The organism is Micromonospora sp. NPDC049274 (genome assembly GCF_040678875.1).
Classification (GTDB): Bacteria; Actinomycetota; Actinomycetes; order Mycobacteriales; family Micromonosporaceae; genus Micromonospora.
Genome location: NZ_JBFAQS010000001.1, coordinates 548,898 through 564,056, shown reverse-complemented (window position 1 = coordinate 564,056; position 15,159 = coordinate 548,898). Strand labels below are relative to the sequence as shown.

General features: G+C 73.7%; 14 protein-coding genes. 6 read left to right on the top strand and 8 right to left on the bottom strand.

Annotated elements, in window-relative coordinates:
• The first annotated feature begins 25 nt into the window (after positions 1–25).
• Together AB0K10_RS02560 and AB0K10_RS02555 are read left to right on the top strand one after the other, a co-directional pair.
• Positions 26–442 (top strand): PLD nuclease N-terminal domain-containing protein, encoded by a 417-nt coding sequence (locus tag AB0K10_RS02560; RefSeq protein ID WP_363679201.1) that lies wholly within the window; start codon positions 26–28, stop codon positions 440–442.
• Entirely contained in the window at positions 439–3,759 is a 3,321-nt protein-coding gene (locus AB0K10_RS02555) for a BTAD domain-containing putative transcriptional regulator (RefSeq protein ID WP_363679199.1), read from the top strand. The genes AB0K10_RS02560 and AB0K10_RS02555 overlap by 4 nt, the downstream gene beginning before the upstream one ends.
• Here the strand turns inward: AB0K10_RS02555 and AB0K10_RS02550 are convergent.
• The 4 genes from AB0K10_RS02550 to AB0K10_RS02535 all read right to left on the bottom strand — a co-directional run bounded on the left by AB0K10_RS02550 (position 3,743) and on the right by AB0K10_RS02535 (position 8,179).
• Positions 3,743–4,552 carry an ABC transporter permease gene (locus tag AB0K10_RS02550; RefSeq protein WP_363679197.1) on the bottom strand — a complete coding sequence of 270 codons (810 nt, stop codon included), beginning with the start codon at positions 4,550–4,552 and terminating at the stop codon, positions 3,743–3,745. The genes AB0K10_RS02555 and AB0K10_RS02550 overlap by 17 nt on opposite strands.
• Positions 4,549–5,520, bottom strand: coding sequence for an ATP-binding cassette domain-containing protein (locus AB0K10_RS02545; protein ID WP_363679195.1), 972 nt, complete (start codon positions 5,518–5,520; stop codon positions 4,549–4,551). The genes AB0K10_RS02550 and AB0K10_RS02545 overlap by 4 nt, the downstream gene beginning before the upstream one ends.
• A 168-nt stretch (positions 5,521–5,688) precedes the next feature.
• Positions 5,689–7,311, bottom strand: coding sequence for an acetolactate synthase (locus AB0K10_RS02540; RefSeq protein WP_363679193.1), 1,623 nt, complete (start codon positions 7,309–7,311; stop codon positions 5,689–5,691).
• Between the two features lie 94 nt (positions 7,312–7,405).
• The gene (locus tag AB0K10_RS02535) at positions 7,406–8,179 is read right to left on the bottom strand and encodes an enoyl-CoA hydratase-related protein (RefSeq protein ID WP_363679191.1); all 774 of its coding nucleotides are present in this window, start codon (positions 8,177–8,179) and stop codon (positions 7,406–7,408) included.
• A gap of 98 nt (positions 8,180–8,277) precedes the next feature.
• Between AB0K10_RS02535 and AB0K10_RS02530 the strand changes: the two genes are divergently transcribed.
• A complete protein-coding gene (locus AB0K10_RS02530; RefSeq protein ID WP_363679189.1) occupies positions 8,278–8,757 on the top strand; it encodes a DUF6232 family protein in 480 nt (159 codons plus the stop codon).
• A 140-nt stretch (positions 8,758–8,897) separates the two neighbouring features.
• On the top strand, positions 8,898–9,377 hold the full coding sequence (locus AB0K10_RS02525) for a DUF6232 family protein (protein ID WP_363679187.1): 480 nt from the start codon (positions 8,898–8,900) through the stop codon (positions 9,375–9,377).
• 25 nt (positions 9,378–9,402) lie between these two features.
• On the opposite strand, the gene AB0K10_RS02520 is transcribed toward AB0K10_RS02525, so the two are convergent.
• Positions 9,403–10,935, bottom strand: coding sequence for an alpha/beta fold hydrolase (locus tag AB0K10_RS02520; RefSeq protein ID WP_363679185.1), 1,533 nt, complete (start codon positions 10,933–10,935; stop codon positions 9,403–9,405).
• A 90-nt stretch (positions 10,936–11,025) separates the two neighbouring features.
• Here AB0K10_RS02520 and AB0K10_RS02515 point away from each other — a divergent pair, with 90 nt between their 5' ends.
• On the top strand, positions 11,026–11,754 hold the full coding sequence (locus AB0K10_RS02515; protein WP_363679183.1) for a hypothetical protein: 729 nt from the start codon (positions 11,026–11,028) through the stop codon (positions 11,752–11,754).
• A gap of 27 nt (positions 11,755–11,781) precedes the next feature.
• Here the strand turns inward: AB0K10_RS02515 and AB0K10_RS02510 are convergent, their stop codons facing one another.
• Entirely contained in the window at positions 11,782–12,240 is a 459-nt protein-coding gene (locus AB0K10_RS02510) for a rhodanese-like domain-containing protein (RefSeq protein WP_363679181.1), read from the bottom strand.
• 70 nt (positions 12,241–12,310) lie between these two features.
• Here AB0K10_RS02510 and ftrA point away from each other — a divergent pair, with 70 nt between their 5' ends.
• Positions 12,311–13,348, top strand: a complete 1,038-nt coding sequence (gene ftrA / locus AB0K10_RS02505; protein WP_363679179.1) for a transcriptional regulator FtrA — start codon at positions 12,311–12,313, stop codon at positions 13,346–13,348.
• 9 nt (positions 13,349–13,357) lie between these two features.
• Here the strand turns inward: ftrA and AB0K10_RS02500 are convergent, their stop codons facing one another.
• Together AB0K10_RS02500 and AB0K10_RS02495 are read right to left on the bottom strand one after the other, a co-directional pair.
• A complete protein-coding gene (locus tag AB0K10_RS02500; RefSeq protein WP_363679572.1) occupies positions 13,358–14,254 on the bottom strand; it encodes a ribokinase in 897 nt (298 codons plus the stop codon).
• A gap of 10 nt (positions 14,255–14,264) precedes the next feature.
• Complete coding sequence (locus tag AB0K10_RS02495; RefSeq protein WP_363679177.1) at positions 14,265–15,107, bottom strand: ABC transporter ATP-binding protein; 843 nt, start codon at positions 15,105–15,107, stop codon at positions 14,265–14,267.
• Positions 15,108–15,159: the final 52 nt, after the last annotated feature.

Genomic DNA, 15,159 nt, shown 5'->3' with positions numbered 1-15,159 from the left:
CGACGCGGTGCGCCATGATGGGTGCATGGCCCGGCTGTACGTTCTCCTCTTCCTGGTGCAGATTGTCCTCGCCGTCTGCGCGCTGATCAGTTGCCTCTCCGCCGAGGAGGGCCAGATCCGCGCCCTGCCCCGGATCGCCTGGGTGCTGATCATCCTGTTCTTCCCCCTGGTCGGGTCGATCGCCTGGTTCGTCGCCGGACGGGAGCCCGACCCCGCGGCCCGCGGAGCATGGCCGGCCGGCGGCGGTTCCACCGAACGGCAGCCACGCCGCCCGCTCGCCCCCGACGACGACCCGGAGTTCCTCCGCTCCGTGCAGGACCGCTCCCGCCAGCAGGACCAGGAACTCTTCCGCCGCTGGGAGGAGGACCTGCGCCGGCGTGAGGACGACCTGCGCCGTCGCGACGGTGAGCCGCCCCGTGAGGGTGACCGGCCGGAGGTGTGAGCACCAGCCCGACCGCGCCGGTGCCGGCGTCCGACCCGGCGGGCGGCACAATCGGTGGAGTGCAGATCAGCCTGCTCGGCCCGTTGCAGGTCCGGGTCGATTCGACGACCACTATCGAGATCCACGGAGCACGGCTACGCCGGCTCCTGATCCTGCTGGCTCTGGCGCCCGGCCGGGTGGTCAGCGTCGCGCACCTGGTCGACGCCCTCTGGGAGGACGAGCCGCCGGCCGCCGCGGCCAACGCGCTCCAGGCGCTGATCTCCCGGCTCCGCCGGGCCGTACCCGGCCTCGGAGTCGACGCGCGTCCCGGCGGTTACCAGCTCACCCTCGGCCCGGAGGCCGTCGACCTGCACCGGTTCGAGGCCGGCGTACTCGCCGGCCGGGCGCTGCTGCCCGCCGACCCGGGAGCCGCCCGCAAGGTGCTCGAGGAGGCTCTCGCGCTGTGGCGCGGGTCGGCGCTGGCCGACGTGGCCGGCGCCCCGTTCACCCGCGCACCGCTGGCCCGGCTGGACGAGCTGCGGCTCACCGCCACCGAGGAGCTGATCGAGGCCCGTTCGGCGCTGGAGGACCCCGCACACCTGGTGCCCTGGCTGCGGGAGCTGGTCACCGCGTACCCGCTGCGGGAACGGCTGGCCGGCCAGCTCATCCGGACCCTGCATCGGGCCGGCCGCCCCTCCGAGGCGCTCGCCGCGTACGAGCGGCTCCGCACCGACCTGGCCGAGACGCTCGGCGCCGATCCCGGGCCGGAACTGGCCGCCCTGCACCTGGCGGTGCTGCGCGGTCAGCGGGCCGACCCCGCACCGGCCGACGCCGACACCGCGCCCGCACCGGCGGCGGCGGTCCGCGCCCGGGGCGCCCTGCCGACGGCGTTGACAAGCTTCGTCGGCAGGGAAGCGGCGGTCGACCGGGTCGGCGCCCTGCTCGACAGGGCTCGGCTGGTCACCCTCACCGGCCCCGGGGGCGCCGGCAAGACCCGGCTGGCGATCGAGTCGGCCCGCGAGGTGGCGGCGCGGTTCCCGGACGGGGTCTGGCTCGTCGAGCTCGCCCCGGTGACCGACCCGGCCGAGGTGCCGCAGGCGCTGCTGGGCCCGCTCGGCCTTCGGGAGCAGGCGTTCTTCGCCGGCAGCCGGTCCCGGATCCCACCCGGGGAGGCCACCGAGCCGACCGTACGGGCCATCGACGCGTTGGCCAGCCGGCGAGCGCTGCTGGTCCTGGACAACTGCGAACACCTGCTGGACGCCGCCGCCGAGTTGGCCGACCGCCTGCTCGCCGCCTGCCCGGACGTACGGGTGCTGGTCACCAGCCGGGAGCCGCTGGGCATCACAGGCGAGGCGCTGCACCCCGTCGAGTCACTGGAGCAGCCGCCCGTGGGCGCCGACCCGGTCACCGCGCTTGCGTACCCGTCGGTGCGGCTCTTCGCCGACCGGGCCGCCGCGGTGCGACAGGACTTCCAGGTGGACGACCGCACGGTCGGGCCGGTGGTGGGCATCTGCCGGTCGCTGGACGGCATGCCGCTCGCCATCGAGCTGGCCGCGGCCCGGTTGCGCGCCATGACGGCCGAGCAGGTCGCGACCCGGCTGGACGACCGGTTCCGGCTGCTCACCGGCGGCAGCCGGACGGCGTTGCCCCGCCACCAGACGCTGCGGGCGGTGGTGGACTGGAGCTGGGACCTGCTCGACGATGCCGACCGGGCGCTGTGGCGGAGACTCGCCGTCTTCACCGGCGGCGCGACGGCGGCCGCCGTGGAGCGGGTCTGCGGCGGCGGCGAACTGGCCGCGCCCGAGGTCCTCGACCGGCTCTTCGCCCTGGTGGAGAAGTCGCTGGTGATCGTCAGCGATGCCGGCGAACCGCGCTACCAGATGCTGGAGACGATCCGGGAGTACGGGCTCGACCGACTGGGCGAGGCGGGTGAGGAGCAGCGGGTCCGGCGGGCACACGCCGACGAGTTCCTCCAGCTCGCCGAGCGCGCCGACCGGGAGCTGCGCGGTCGGGACCAGTTGCGCTGGGTCCGGCGTCTGCGCGCGGAGCACGACAATCTGCACGGCGCACTCCGCTGGGCGATCGGGGCGGACGAGGTCACCCGGGCGGTCCGGTTGACAGGCGCGCTCGGGTGGTACTGGTGGTCGCGCGGCAACCGACTGGAGGGCGCGGACCTCGCCCGGGAGGTGCTCACCCTGGCCGAACGGTCCGTCGGGCGGCCGGACCGCGACGACGGCGCGCCGACCGCGACCGCGCTGGCGACCGCGTACCTGGCCGCGGCGTTGAACACCCTCAGTGCCCACGCCGACTTCGAGACGGCCCAGGTCTGGATGCGCCGGGTGGTGACGCTTGCCGACGGCGGCGCCGACTCGCCCCTGCTGCGGATGGCCGGAGCGATGACCCTGATGTTCGACCCGGCGACGCAGGTGCAGGGGCTGGCCGCGCTGCGGCGGCTCTTCACCGACGAGGACCAGTGGGTGGCCGGGGCGGCCCGCATGATGCACGGCCACACCCAGCTCAACCTGGGCGCGCCGGCCGAGGGCGCAGCCGACGACTTCCGTGCCGCGTTGGAGCTGTTCACCGACGTCGGGGACCGGTGGGGCCTGTCCACCACGCGGTTCTCCCTTGCCGAACTGGCCGGTCGGACCGGCGATCGGGACTTCGCCATCGACCAGCTCCGCGCCGCCCTGAGCGACGTCGAGGAACTGGGCGCCGCCGAGGACGTGCCGCAGATGCGGTCCCGGCTGGCTCAGCTGTACTGGCAGGTCGGTGAGCACGAGCTGGCCCGCACGCTGCTCACCGAGGCGCAGGAGGAGGCCGAACGGCTGGGCGCCGACGAACCACGGGCCGGCGTCGCCGCCGTCTGGGCGGAGCTGCTGCGCGACTGCGGCGACTGGGAACAGGCGGCCCGCTGGGCGGATCGGGCGGCGGAGCTGGTCCGGCGGCGGAGCATCGCTCCGCAGTGGAGCGCCATGCTGGCCACCTCGCTCGGGCACGTCGCCGCCGCCCAGGGGGAGCTGGCGGTCGCCCGTACCCACCTGGACCAGGCCCTGGAGCTGGCGCTCGCCTCCGGCGACGCGCCGGTGGTCGCGATCACGCTTGTCGGCTACGCGGACCTGGCCCTGCGCAGCGGGCGACCGGCCGTGGCGGCCACCGTGCTCGGCGCGGCCGACGGGGTACGCGGCGGCGACGACCAGGGCGCGCTGGACGCGATCCGGGTGGCAGTGGCCGCCCGCGGGGCGCTCGGCGAGTCGGAGTTCGCCGAGGCGTACGCGGGCGGCCGGGGCATCCGGTCGGACGGGGTGCCGGAGTTGCTGCGGGTCACACTCGACGCCTGAGACCGCGGACGGCCAGGGGCGCGAAGATCACCGCGATGCCGGCGCCCCACAGCAGCGTCTGGACCACCGGCCCGGCCACCGGCCCGCCGACCAGCAGCCCGCGCAGCGCGTCGGCCACCACTGTCACCGGGTTGACCTCCACCCAGTTCTGCAACCAGCCCGGCATCCGGTCGGTCGGGACGAAGATGTTGCTGGTGAAGGTCAGCGGGAAGATCACCATGAAGCCGAAGATCTGCACCTTGTCCGGTTCGCTCACCAGCACCCCGACCAGCACCGAGATCCAGGACGCGGCAAGCGTGAACGCCAGCAGCAGCGCGAACGCCCCGACCACACCCAGCACGCCGTTGCCGACCCGGAAGCCGAGGATCGACCCGACGCCGAGCAGCAGCGCGATCGACCACGCCTGCTTCACGGTGTCGGCGAGGATCCGGCCGGCCAGCGGCGCCCACCGGGCGATGGGCAGTGCTCGCAGCCTGTCGAAGACGCCCTTGGTGAGGTCGTTGTTCAGCCCGAACCCCGTCGTCATCGTGGCGAAGAGCGCGTTCTGCACCATGATGCCGGGCAGCATGAAGGTGAGGTACTCGCCGGACGAGCCGGCGATGGCGGTGCCGAAGACGTAGGTGAACAGCAGCACGAACATCACCGGCTGGATGCTCAGGTCGAGCAGCTCCATCGGGTTGTGCTTGATCTGCACCAGGCTGCGCCAGGCCAGCGTGAAGGTGTGCCGCAGCCCCGCGACCGGGCCGAGCCGGCGGGTCGGCACGAGGGCGGGAGCGAGAGTGACGGCGGTCATGCCGGTGTCCTTTCCAGGTCGGTGTCGGCCGGGGCGTCCTCGGCCCGGTGGCCGGTGAGGGAGAGGAAGACCTCGTCCAGGCTGGCGCCGCGCAGCGCCAGCTCGGCGACCGGGATCTCGGCCGCGTCGAGGCGACCCACCATGACGGGCAGCACGCGAGCGTCGTTCACCGCGACGGTGACGGCGGTCTGCGCGACGTCGGGGGTCACGCCGGCCACCTCGCCGGCAATGGCGACCACGGTGGCGAGATCGGCGATGTCGGTCGGACGCACGGTGAGGGTCTGCCCGCCGGTCCTGGCCTTCAGCTCCTCCGGCGTGCCCTGGGCGATCACCCGCCCGTGGTCGACGACGGCGATCTGACCGGCGAGCTGGTCGGCCTCCTCCAGGTACTGGGTGGTGAGCAGCACCGTCACCCCGTCCGCCACCAGCGTGCGGACGATGTCCCACAGGTCGTTGCGGCTGCGCGGGTCCAGGCCCGTGGTCGGCTCGTCGAGGAACAGCACCTGCGGCCGACCGACAAGGCTGGCGGCGAGGTCCAGTCGCCGCCGCATCCCGCCGGAGAACGTCTTCACGGCCCGATCGGCCGCGTCACTGAGCCCGAAGTCGTCGAGCAGTTGCCGGCCCCGCCGCTTGGCGTCGGCCCGACCGAGCCCGAGCAGGCGCCCGATGAGCAGCAGGTTCTCCGCGCCGGTCAGGGTCTCGTCGACCGAGGCGTACTGGCCGGTGAGGCCGATGAGCTGACGCACGCGGTGGGCGTCGCGGACCACGTCGAACCCGCCCACCGTGGCATGTCCCTCGTCGGCGCGCAGCAGGGTGGCGAGCACCCGTACCGCAGTGGTCTTGCCGGCGCCGTTCGGCCCGAGCAGACCGAAGACCGTCCCCGTGGGGACCGCCAGGTCAACTCCGGCGAGGGCGGTGGTGGCGCCGAAACGCCGCACCAGACCCTCGGCGCGGATCGCGTGGTCCATCGCAACTCCTGTCGTCTGCGGGTGATGACACCACCATGGGCGACAGGGCTGACATCCCGCCGTTCCCGCGCTGACGTTACGTCGACCGACGCTGACATTCGGCGTATTTAGCTGCGGGAAGACGCCGCGCCGCCGCCCGCGAGGGGCGACGGCGGCGGCGGGTGCGACTCAGGCCAGGTTCGACGAGCGGGGGTACGCGTCGGTCGGGTCGGTGAGCACGTTCACCAGGTACGGCACTCCGGAGTCGAACGCCCGCTGCAGGGCCGGCTGAAGATCGGCGGCCTTCGCGACGGTCTCCCCCGCGCCGCCCAGCGCGCTGACCACCGTGTCGTAGCGCAGCTCGGGCTGGAGGTCGGCGGCGACGTCGTAGCCGTACATGGCCCGCATCGGGTGCTTCTCCAACCCCCAGATGCCGTTGTTGCCGACGACGATCACCACCGGCAGCTTCTGCCGGACCAGTGACTCGACGTCCATCAGCGAGAACCCGGCCGCACCGTCGCCCATCAGCACGCAGATCTGCCGGTCCGGGTGGCTGACCCGGGCGCCCATCGCGTAGCCCATGCCGGTGCCCAGGCAGCCGTACGGGCCCGGGTCCAGCCAGGTGCCCGGCTGCGCGGGCTCCAGGTACCGGCCGGCGTACGAGACGAAGTCGCCGCCGTCGCCGATGGTGATCGCGTCGGGGGCGAGCGCCCGACGCAGCTCGCCGTAGACACGGGCCGGCCGGATCGGGTCGGTCTCGGCGGCCATCTCGGCCGCGTCGCGAGCGCGGGCCGCGTCCTCGGCGCTGCGCAGGTCGGCGATCCAGTCGCTGTGGTCGGCCCGGTCACCGGCGTGGTCGGCAAGCGCGGAGAGGATCAGGCGCAGGTCACCGGCGGGGGCGACGGCCGGCTGCACGTGTGTGGCGCGCTGACTGGGCGCGTCGACGATGTGCACGACCTTGGCGTCGCCGAAGTCGCCGAAGCTGAGCCGGAAGTCCAGCGGCGTGCCGACCACGACGACGACGTCGGCGCCGGAGAGCGCGGCGCGGCGGGCCTTGGCGAAGGCGAGCGGGTGCTCCGGGGGCAGCGAGCCGCGGCCCATCCCGTTGGCGAAGACCGGCACCTGAAGCGCCTCGGCGGCCTCGCGCAGCGCGGCGACCGCGTCGCCCGCGTACACGTCCGAGCCGGCGATGATGACCGGCCGCTGCGCGCCGGCGATGAGCGTCGCGGCCCGGCTGACCTCGTCCGGGTCCGGTTCGATGGCGTCGACGCCGGACGGCGCCGGCAGGTCGGTGTCGGCGACCGAGAAGACCGTCTCCAGCGGGAAGTCCAGGAAGACCGGGCCCCGGTGCGGGGTGAGCGCGGCGGTGAGGGCGGCGTCCACGGCACGCGGGATGTCGTCGGTGCTGAACACCGTCTCGGCGTGCTTGGTGACCGGGGCGACGAGCGGCAGGTGGTCCATCTCCTGGAGGCTGCCCGACCCCCAGCGGAAGGCGGGCGCCCGGCCACCGAGCACCAGCACCGGGGACGCGTTGAAGAACGCGCTGGTCATGCCCGAGATGCCGTTGGTGACGCCGGGGCCGGCGGTGAGCACGGCGAGGCCGGGTCGGCGCTGGAGCTTGGCCACCGCCTCGGCGGCGAAGACCGCGGACTGCTCGTGCCGGACGTCGTAGATCGGGAAGTCGGCCTTGTGCGCGGCGTCGTACAGCGGGAAGACGTGCCCGCCGGACAGCGTGAACATCTCCCGTACGCCGTGCGCGCGTAGTGCCGCGAGGGCCAGCTCTCCGCCGTGACCCTCGATCCGCTCCGTCATTCGCCGCTCCCCTTCGTCGCTCATGATCGAAGCCCCACGCTACTGGCCGGTAGGGATAATGTGAACCGTTCTCGGTTCACTGCCGGTGCGGGCGTCAGCGGCCGGTGAAGTTCGGCTTGCGCTTCTCGACGAACGCCGCCATGCCCTCACGCCTGTCGTCGGTCGCGAACAGCGCCGCGAAGAGCTGACTCTCCCAGGCCAGGCCGGAGTTCAGATCCATGTCCAGGCCGCCGTCCACCGCCAGCTTCGCCGCGCGCAACGCCTGCACAGGCCCTCGGAGGTACGGCGTGACGAGCGCGACGGCCACGTCGTACACCTCGTCGGCCGGGGCGACCCGGTCGGCCAGGCCGATCCGCAGCGCCTCCTGCGCGTCCACCATCCGCCCGGACATGATCAGGTCCTTCGCCCGCGCCGGCCCGACCAGGCGGGCCAGTCGCTGGGTGCCACCCGCACCGGGGATGACGCCCAGCTTGATCTCCGGCTGGCCGAGCTTGGCGTCCTCCGCGACCACCCGCCAGTCGCAGGCCAACGCCAGCTCGCAGCCACCGCCGAGGGCGTACCCGGTGATCGCCGCCACCACCGGCTTGGGGATCCGGGCGATCGCCCCGAGCGCGCTGGACAGGTTCGCGGCCCGCTCGGCCATGTCCACGTAGGACATCTCGGCCATCTGCTTGATGTCCGCCCCGGCGGCGAAGACCTTCTCCCCGCCGTACACGATGACGGCACGGACCTCGGGGTCGGCGGTGGCGGCCGTCGCGGCGGCGCGCAACTCCTCCTGCACCTGGGTGTTGAGCGCGTTCATCGGCGGCCGCTCCAGCCGGATGGTGCCGATGCCGTCAGTGGTCTCCAGCCGAACGAACTCGCCCACGCTGCCCTCACTTCCTCGTCGAAGTCGCGTGCCAACCTTACGACCCGGCTCGTTGGGGTAAGTAGTGTGGTGTCAGCCCCGCGGGCGGGAGTCCAGCCATGATCACGTATTACGACGACAGGTCGGTGCAGGTCACCTCCAGCGCCGTCCGAGTCGACGGCCGCAGCTACTCGCTGGCCGAGATCACGATGGTCTGGCACCGCCGGGGCAGCCGCTCCTGGCGGGTGCTGGTCGGGCGGGGCGCACTCGGCGCCGCGCTGGCCGGCCCGCTGGTCGCGGCCGTGCTCGGGATCGGCCTGGCCGTCTGGCTGCACCGCTCCCCCACCGTGACGATCGCGATCGTCGGCGCATCGGTGCTTGTCGGCCTGGCCGTCGGTCCGGTCGCCGACTTCCTCTTCGAACACCTGGACCGCTCGTACGCCAAGGGCAGCCGGCACCTGGAGATCTGGGCCCGCTGGCGGGGGCAGCCGGTGCGGTTGCTACAGACCGGCGACGCGCTGCGCTTCGGTCAGATCTACCGGGCGGTGCAGCGCGCGATGGAGCACACCCAGCCCACCCGCCCCGCCGCCCGCCGCTAGGGCCGCCGCCAGGCCTTCCCGACCTGCGCAGATCTTGGACAGTTTCCGTCAGCCGCTGACGGAAACTGTCCAAGGTCTCGTCGTGCTGCGCCGCACGCCGCGAGCGCTGCGGGTTTGCCTGCCGGTGGTTAGGCTTAGTGATGACCCTCTATTACCGGGACGACGCGGTGCAGGTGACCTCCGAGTCGATCCGGGCGGGTGGTCAGGTGATCGCCCTGCCCGACGTGACGTTCGTCTGGCACGAACGGGGGGCGAAGACCCTCGCCGTCCGCGGCCGGGTGCTGGGTCGCGGTGTGCTGGTTCTCCTGCTGTCGCTGCCACCCCTCGTCGGGCTGGTCTGCGTGGTCTCGCTGGCCTGGTCCGCACAGGATCGGGGCAACTGGCAGTTGGCGCTGATCATCCTCGCCGCCTGCGCGGTGGGGGCGCTGGGGTTGGCCCCGTTCCTGGAGATTCCCCTCGGCTGGCTGGACCGCTCCTACGAGCGCGGCAGCCACGTGCACGAGCTCTGGGTGCAGCACCACGGCCAGGAGCACATGCTGCTGCGTACGCCGGACGCGCTCCGGTTCGGGCAGATCTACCGGGCCGTGCAGCGGGCCGTCGAGCAGCAGGGGGACCGTTGATGACCACCCGTCGCGGCTGAGTCGGTCAGCGCAACGGCAGGGTGGTGACGATCGGCCAGCCCAGCAGGGCCGCGCCCACGAGGGCCGGCAGCCAGCGCGGAGTCGCGTACCGCCGCAGCACGGCCGCCCACAGCACGTGCCAGCCGAGCAGCACGGCGAACAACGGCACCACCAGCAGCACGAACCCGGGTGCCAGGCCGAGAACCGCCGACGTGCTCAACACCAGAACGGTGACCGCGACGACCAGCAGGCGACGCCGGGTCAGGCCGGCCGCGACCTGCTCGACGCCGAGCAGGAAGAGCAGGCACGCGCCCACCACCAGCGGGAGCAGCCACCAACGGGCGCCGACCGGCAGCGCCGAGGTCAGTCCGAGATGGATCGGCAGGCCCACGGCGAGGACCGCGTACGCCGTCAGCGCCACCGCCGCGACGGCGGTCCGTGCCGGCGTACGACGTCCGGTCCCGCCGAGGGTCGCACCGGGCGCCGGGATCACGCCGGGCACTCGCGTCGCGGCGGGAAGCCAGTGCTGGCCGCCGCTCAGCAGCACCCCGCTGACCAGCAGAAAGCCGCTGACGTAACCGCCTACCGCCAGCGGGAGACGGTTGGTCGGCAGGACGGTCGCGACGGCCGCCGCGAGACCGCTCGCGAGGACGACAAGCCCGAGCAGGGTGAGACCACGCAGCGGGGCCCCGGCTTCCGATCCTGCGGTGCCCCGCCGGCCCAGCAGCAGCGCCGCCACGGGGACGACGCCGACGGCGAACGCCAGCACCAGCAGCGCCGCCCCGGCGAGCCGGACGAGCGGTCGAGGCGACGCGGTCCCGTCGACGCTGGGCAGCCAGTCGGCGATCTCCTCGTGGGTACGCGGGGCGAACAACACCGAGATGTGCTCCACACCGGGCACCACCACGGCTGGTCGGCGGCCCACCGCCGCACCGCGCCCCACGGCGTCGTCGGCCGCACGCCGGAACGCGGGGAACTCCGCGCCGCCCACGATGAGTAGCAGCTCCGCCGGGCGACCCGGAGGCAGTTCGCCGGCGTCGGGCAACGAGATCGCCACGGTCCGGGCGATCTCCGGGTGCCCGGCCGCGTACCGGGTGACGGCCCCCGCGCCCATCGAGTGTCCGACAAGCATGATCTGGGCCGGGTCCACGTCGGGTCGGGAGCGCAGGTATCGGACTGCGGCGTCCAGGTCGGCGGCGAGCGTCGCGGGCGACATGTCCGGGCCGAGTCGGGCCGGGTTGGCACCGTGCCCGGCGAAGTCGAACAGCAGCGCGACCGCTCCCCGGCGAGCCACGGTGTCGGCCAGCGGGCGCATCAGTCGTGCCGAGCCGGCGAAGCCGTGGGCGATCACCACGCCGGGCCGCCGGACGTCAGGTGCCGGCGGGCCGGCGCGTACCTCGGTCATCGGTACGCCGTCGACGGTGACCTGCCGCACGGAGAGGCCGGCGTCCGCGCGGACCAGCACCGCCGTGCCGAGCGCGGCGGCCAGCGCCGCGAGCACGGCGAGCAGGACTGCCACGCGGGTGCTCGGCGGGTGGTGCGGCGAGGCGGCCGGCATGCCGGCACCCTACCGCCGGACGCCCCGCCGCAGACCGCATCGGCGGTCGCCCGCGAGCGGTTGTGGCCGGGCCGACGCACACTTGGTTTCATGGCGATTCCCCTCCCCACCCCAAGCGCGGTGGTCGGCCTGACCCGCTCTGCCCTCGACCAGGCGCTCGGCTCGGCCGCCTCGTTCGCCGCCGTGCCCACCCGCGCGTTCGCGGTGCTGGACGGGGTGGAAGCGCTGCTGGCCAGGATCAACGGCGTGGTGGATCGGATCGAGACGACTCTGGACCGCACCGACCGGGTGCTCACCGACGCCGAGGCGGCGGTCCGCGAGGTGGCGGTGATCAGCGCCTCCGCGACCACCGCCATCGACACGGCCACCGAGGTCGCGACGGCCGCCGCCGTGGTGGTCACCGAGGCCGAGAAGGTCGCGCAGGTCGCTGGCACGGTGGTCACCGAGGCCGAGGCGGTGGCCGGCAGCGCCGCGGTCACCGTGGGAACCGCCGCGCAGGCGGCGTCCACCGCGGCGGAGCTGCTGGCGGCGTACGAGCCGGCGCTGCGCCGGGCCGCGCCGATGACCGGGCGGTTCGTCGAGGAGCTGAGCCATGAGGAGATCACCGCCGCGATCCACCTGATCGACGAGCTGCCCAAGCTCAAGGAGCACCTGACGGCGGACATCCTGCCGATCCTGGCGACGCTGGACCGGGTCGGCCCCGACCTGCACGACCTGTTGGACGTGACCCGTGATCTCAAGCTCGCCGTGGCGGGCATTCCCGGCCTCGGCATGCTGCGGCGGCGCGGCGAGAAGCTCAGCGACGAACCCGCCGGCTGAGCCCGCGCCGGGCCGTTCACCGCTTCCTCAGCACTCGCACGTGATCGATGACAGTGGCGCGGTCAGGTCGTCCACCGGCCGGCGGGTCACCCCCGCCCCGGTCACCACCGACAGGCCTTCCCGCACCCAGTACTCGAACCCGCCAAGCATCTCCTTGACCGGGTAGCCGAGCCGGGCGAACTCCAGAGCGGCCCGGGTTGCGCCGTTGCAGCCCGGCCCCCAGCAGTAGGTGACCACCGCCGAACCCTCCGGGATCAGCTCCGCAGCCCGGGCGGCGATATCGGCGCTGGGTAGGTGCACCGCCGCCGGCAGGTGACCCTGCGCCCAGGCGGCCTCGCCCCGGGAGTCGACGACCACCAGCCCGGGAGTACGGGCGGCCAGGTCGGCGTGCACGTCGCTGACATCGGTCTGGATGCTGAGGCGGGCGAGGAGGTGGGCGGAGGCGGTGGCCGGGTCGGCTGCCGGGACGGCGAAGGTGAAGGTCATGCACCGATCCTGGCTGCCCTCCCACCTCCGGACGAGTGGCGGGAACGACGTCCTGCGCTAACATACCGCCATGCCGAGCCGCCAGGTGGCCGCCACTCCACTCTCGCTGCCGACGGCCCGGCGACCGGCCGCCGGACATCGCGTCGCCCTGCTCGCGTACCCGGGGATGTCGATGTTCGAGTCCGGCATCGTCACCGAGGTGTTCGGGCTGCCCCGACCCGAGTTCGACGTCGACTGGTACGACCTGGTCGTCTGTGCCGAGCGGCCCGGGTCGGTCCCGGTCGTCGGCGGGGCCAGCCTGCACACCCCGTACGGCCTGGTAGAGCTGGCCGCGGCGCAGACGGTCATCGTCCCCGGCGTACCCGACGTGACCGCCGACCCCGCACCCGAGGTGGTGAGCGCCCTGCTCCGGGCGCACCAGCGCGGCGCACGGATCATGTCGATCTGCTCTGGCGCCTTCGCGCTGGCCGGCGCCGGGCTGCTGGACGGGAGGCGGGCCACCACTCACTGGCAGTACGCCGAACTGTTGGCACAGCGGTATCCGCGGGTCGAGGTGGACCCGGACGTGCTCTACCTCGATGACGGAGACCTGCTCACCAGCGCCGGCAGCGCCGCCGGGCTCGACCTGTGCGTGCACGTGGTACGGCGCGACCACGGCGCGGCGATCGCCAACGCGGTCGCCCGACGGTTGGTCATCCCCCCGCACCGCGACGGTGGGCAGGCCCAGTTCGTCGAGGCGCCGGTGACCACCGAGCCGGACGACGACCGGCTCGCCAGCAGCATCGACTGGGCGCTCGCGCACCTCGCCGACCCGCTGACCGTGGCTCAGCTCGCCGGGCAGGCGCACATGTCACCCCGCACCTACCTGCGGCACTTTGCCCGAGCCACCGGGAGCAGTCCGATCCGATGGCTGATCGACCAGCGGATCCGGGCCAGCCTGGCGCTGCTGGAGGAGACCGACGCCCCGGTCGAACAGATCGCCGGCTCGGTGGGCTTCGACAGCCCGGTCACCTACCGCCATCATTTCGGACGGGTCATGCTGACCTCGCCGTCGGCGTACCGTCGCGCCTTCCGCACCGGCACGACGACGGGCGGGCGGGCGGCGTAGCCCGAGCAGTCAGCCCTGCGCGTACAGCTCGTCGATCTCGGCGCGGCGCGGCAGCGCCACCGACGCGCCGAGCTTGCGGACGCAGGCCGCGCCGGCCGCCGCCGCCCAGCGCACCGCGTCGACGACGTCCCGCCCCTCGCCCCAGCCGACCGCCAGGGCGGCGGTGAACGCGTCGCCGGCCGCCGTGGAGTCGACCACGTCGACCCGGACCGCGGGCACGTGCGCCTCGACGCCGTCCCGGTCGACGTACCAGGCACCCGCGTCACCGAGCGTGAGGACGGCGCGGGGCACCAGGTCGAGCAGCGCCCGCGGCTCCTCCCGGCCCCGACCGGTGAACGCCTGCGCCTCGCCCTCGTTCACGACCAGCAGATCCACCGCCCCGAGCAGCTCCGGGGGGAGGTCCCGAGCCGGTGCGGCGTTGAGGATGACCCGGGTGCCGGCGGCGCGGGCGGCCAGCGCGGCGGCGGTCACCGTCGGTACCGGGATCTCCAGCTGGGCGACCAGGACGTCCGCCCCGCGTACCGTGGCCAGCTCCTCGTCGGTGAGGCCGACCAGCGCGTCGTTCGCGCCGGGGGTGACCAGGATGGCGTTCTCCCCCTGGGCGTTGACCATGACGAGCGCCACACCGGAGGTGCCGTAGACGACCCGCAGGTGGCCGGTGTCCACGCCGGCCGCCGTGATCCGGGCCCGGAGCGTGACGCCGAACGCGTCGGAGCCGATCGCGCCGAGGAAGGCGCAGGAGGCGCCGGCTCGAACCGCGGCGATGGCCTGGTTGGCGCCCTTGCCTCCGGGCACCATCACGAAGTCGGTGCCGAGCATGGTCTCGCCCGGCCTGGGCAGCGACGGCGCCATCGCGACCAGGTCCATGTTGGCGCTGCCCACCACCACTACCCGGGTCTGCGACACGGTCACCCGCTCAGGCGGCGCGTGCGGTGTAGCGGTCGCCGGACCGCTCGACGACCAGCGGCAGACCGAAGGTCTTGGAGAGGTTGTCGCCGGTCAACGTCTCGGCGAGCAGCCCCTGGGCGACGACGGCGCCCTCGCGCAACAGCAGCGCGTGGGTGAACCCGGGCGGGATCTCCTCCACGTGGTGGGTGACGAGCACCATGGCAGGGGCGTCCGGGTCGTACGCCAGCTCGGCCAGCCGGGTGACTAGGTCTTCGCGGCCACCCAGGTCGAGCCCGGCGCTGGGCTCGTCGAGCAGCAGCAGCTCCGGGTCGGTCATGAGTGCCCGGGCGATCTGGACGCGCTTGCGTTCACCCTCGGAGAGGGTGCCGTAGCGGCGTTCGGCGAGGTTGCCCACGCCGAGTTGGCTGAGCAGCGCCCGCGCCCGCGCCAAGTCGCCGTGCTCGTAGCTCTCCCGCCAGCGCCCGACCACCGACCAGGCGGCGGTCATCACCACGTCGCTGACCTGCTCGTCCGCGGGCACCCGCTCGGCGAGCGCGGCGGTGGAGAGCCCGATGCGGGTCCGCAGCTCGTTGACGTCGGTGCGGCCGATCCGCTCACCGAGCACGTGCGCGACGCCGGAGGTGGGGTGCAGCCGGCCGGCGGCCATGTTGAGCAGGGTGGTCTTGCCCGCGCCGTTGGGGCCGAGCACCACCCAGCGCTCGTCCAGCTCGACCCGCCAGGTCAGGTCCTGCAGCAGGGCGGTGCCGGAGCGGCGTACGCCGACGCCGTCGAGGCTGACCACCAGATCCGGGTCCACGGGTGCGGCGGCAGGCGCGGCGCCGGCAGCGCCGGGGATCAGGTCACCAGTCACCTGACCATCCAACCACGCAGCGCCGGGGCGCCCCCCACGGGCGGCGCCCCGG

Bases quoted from the DNA above. Each gene is read 5' to 3' on its own strand.
- AB0K10_RS02560 (WP_363679201.1), top strand. From the start codon at position 26: ATGGCCCGGCTGTACGTTCTCCTCTTCCTGGTGCAGATTGTCCTCGCC.
- AB0K10_RS02550 (WP_363679197.1), bottom strand. From the start codon at position 4,552: ATGACCGCCGTCACTCTCGCTCCCGCCCTCGTGCCGACCCGCCGGCTC.
- AB0K10_RS02545 (WP_363679195.1), bottom strand. From the start codon at position 5,520: ATGGACCACGCGATCCGCGCCGAGGGTCTGGTGCGGCGTTTCGGCGCC.
- AB0K10_RS02540 (WP_363679193.1), bottom strand. From the start codon at position 7,311: ATGACGGAGCGGATCGAGGGTCACGGCGGAGAGCTGGCCCTCGCGGCA.
- AB0K10_RS02530 (WP_363679189.1), top strand. From the start codon at position 8,278: ATGATCACGTATTACGACGACAGGTCGGTGCAGGTCACCTCCAGCGCC.
- AB0K10_RS02525 (WP_363679187.1), top strand. From the start codon at position 8,898: ATGACCCTCTATTACCGGGACGACGCGGTGCAGGTGACCTCCGAGTCG.
- AB0K10_RS02520 (WP_363679185.1), bottom strand. From the start codon at position 10,935: ATGCCGGCCGCCTCGCCGCACCACCCGCCGAGCACCCGCGTGGCAGTC.
- AB0K10_RS02515 (WP_363679183.1), top strand. From the start codon at position 11,026: ATGGCGATTCCCCTCCCCACCCCAAGCGCGGTGGTCGGCCTGACCCGC.
- AB0K10_RS02510 (WP_363679181.1), bottom strand. From the start codon at position 12,240: ATGACCTTCACCTTCGCCGTCCCGGCAGCCGACCCGGCCACCGCCTCC.
- ftrA (WP_363679179.1), top strand. From the start codon at position 12,311: ATGCCGAGCCGCCAGGTGGCCGCCACTCCACTCTCGCTGCCGACGGCC.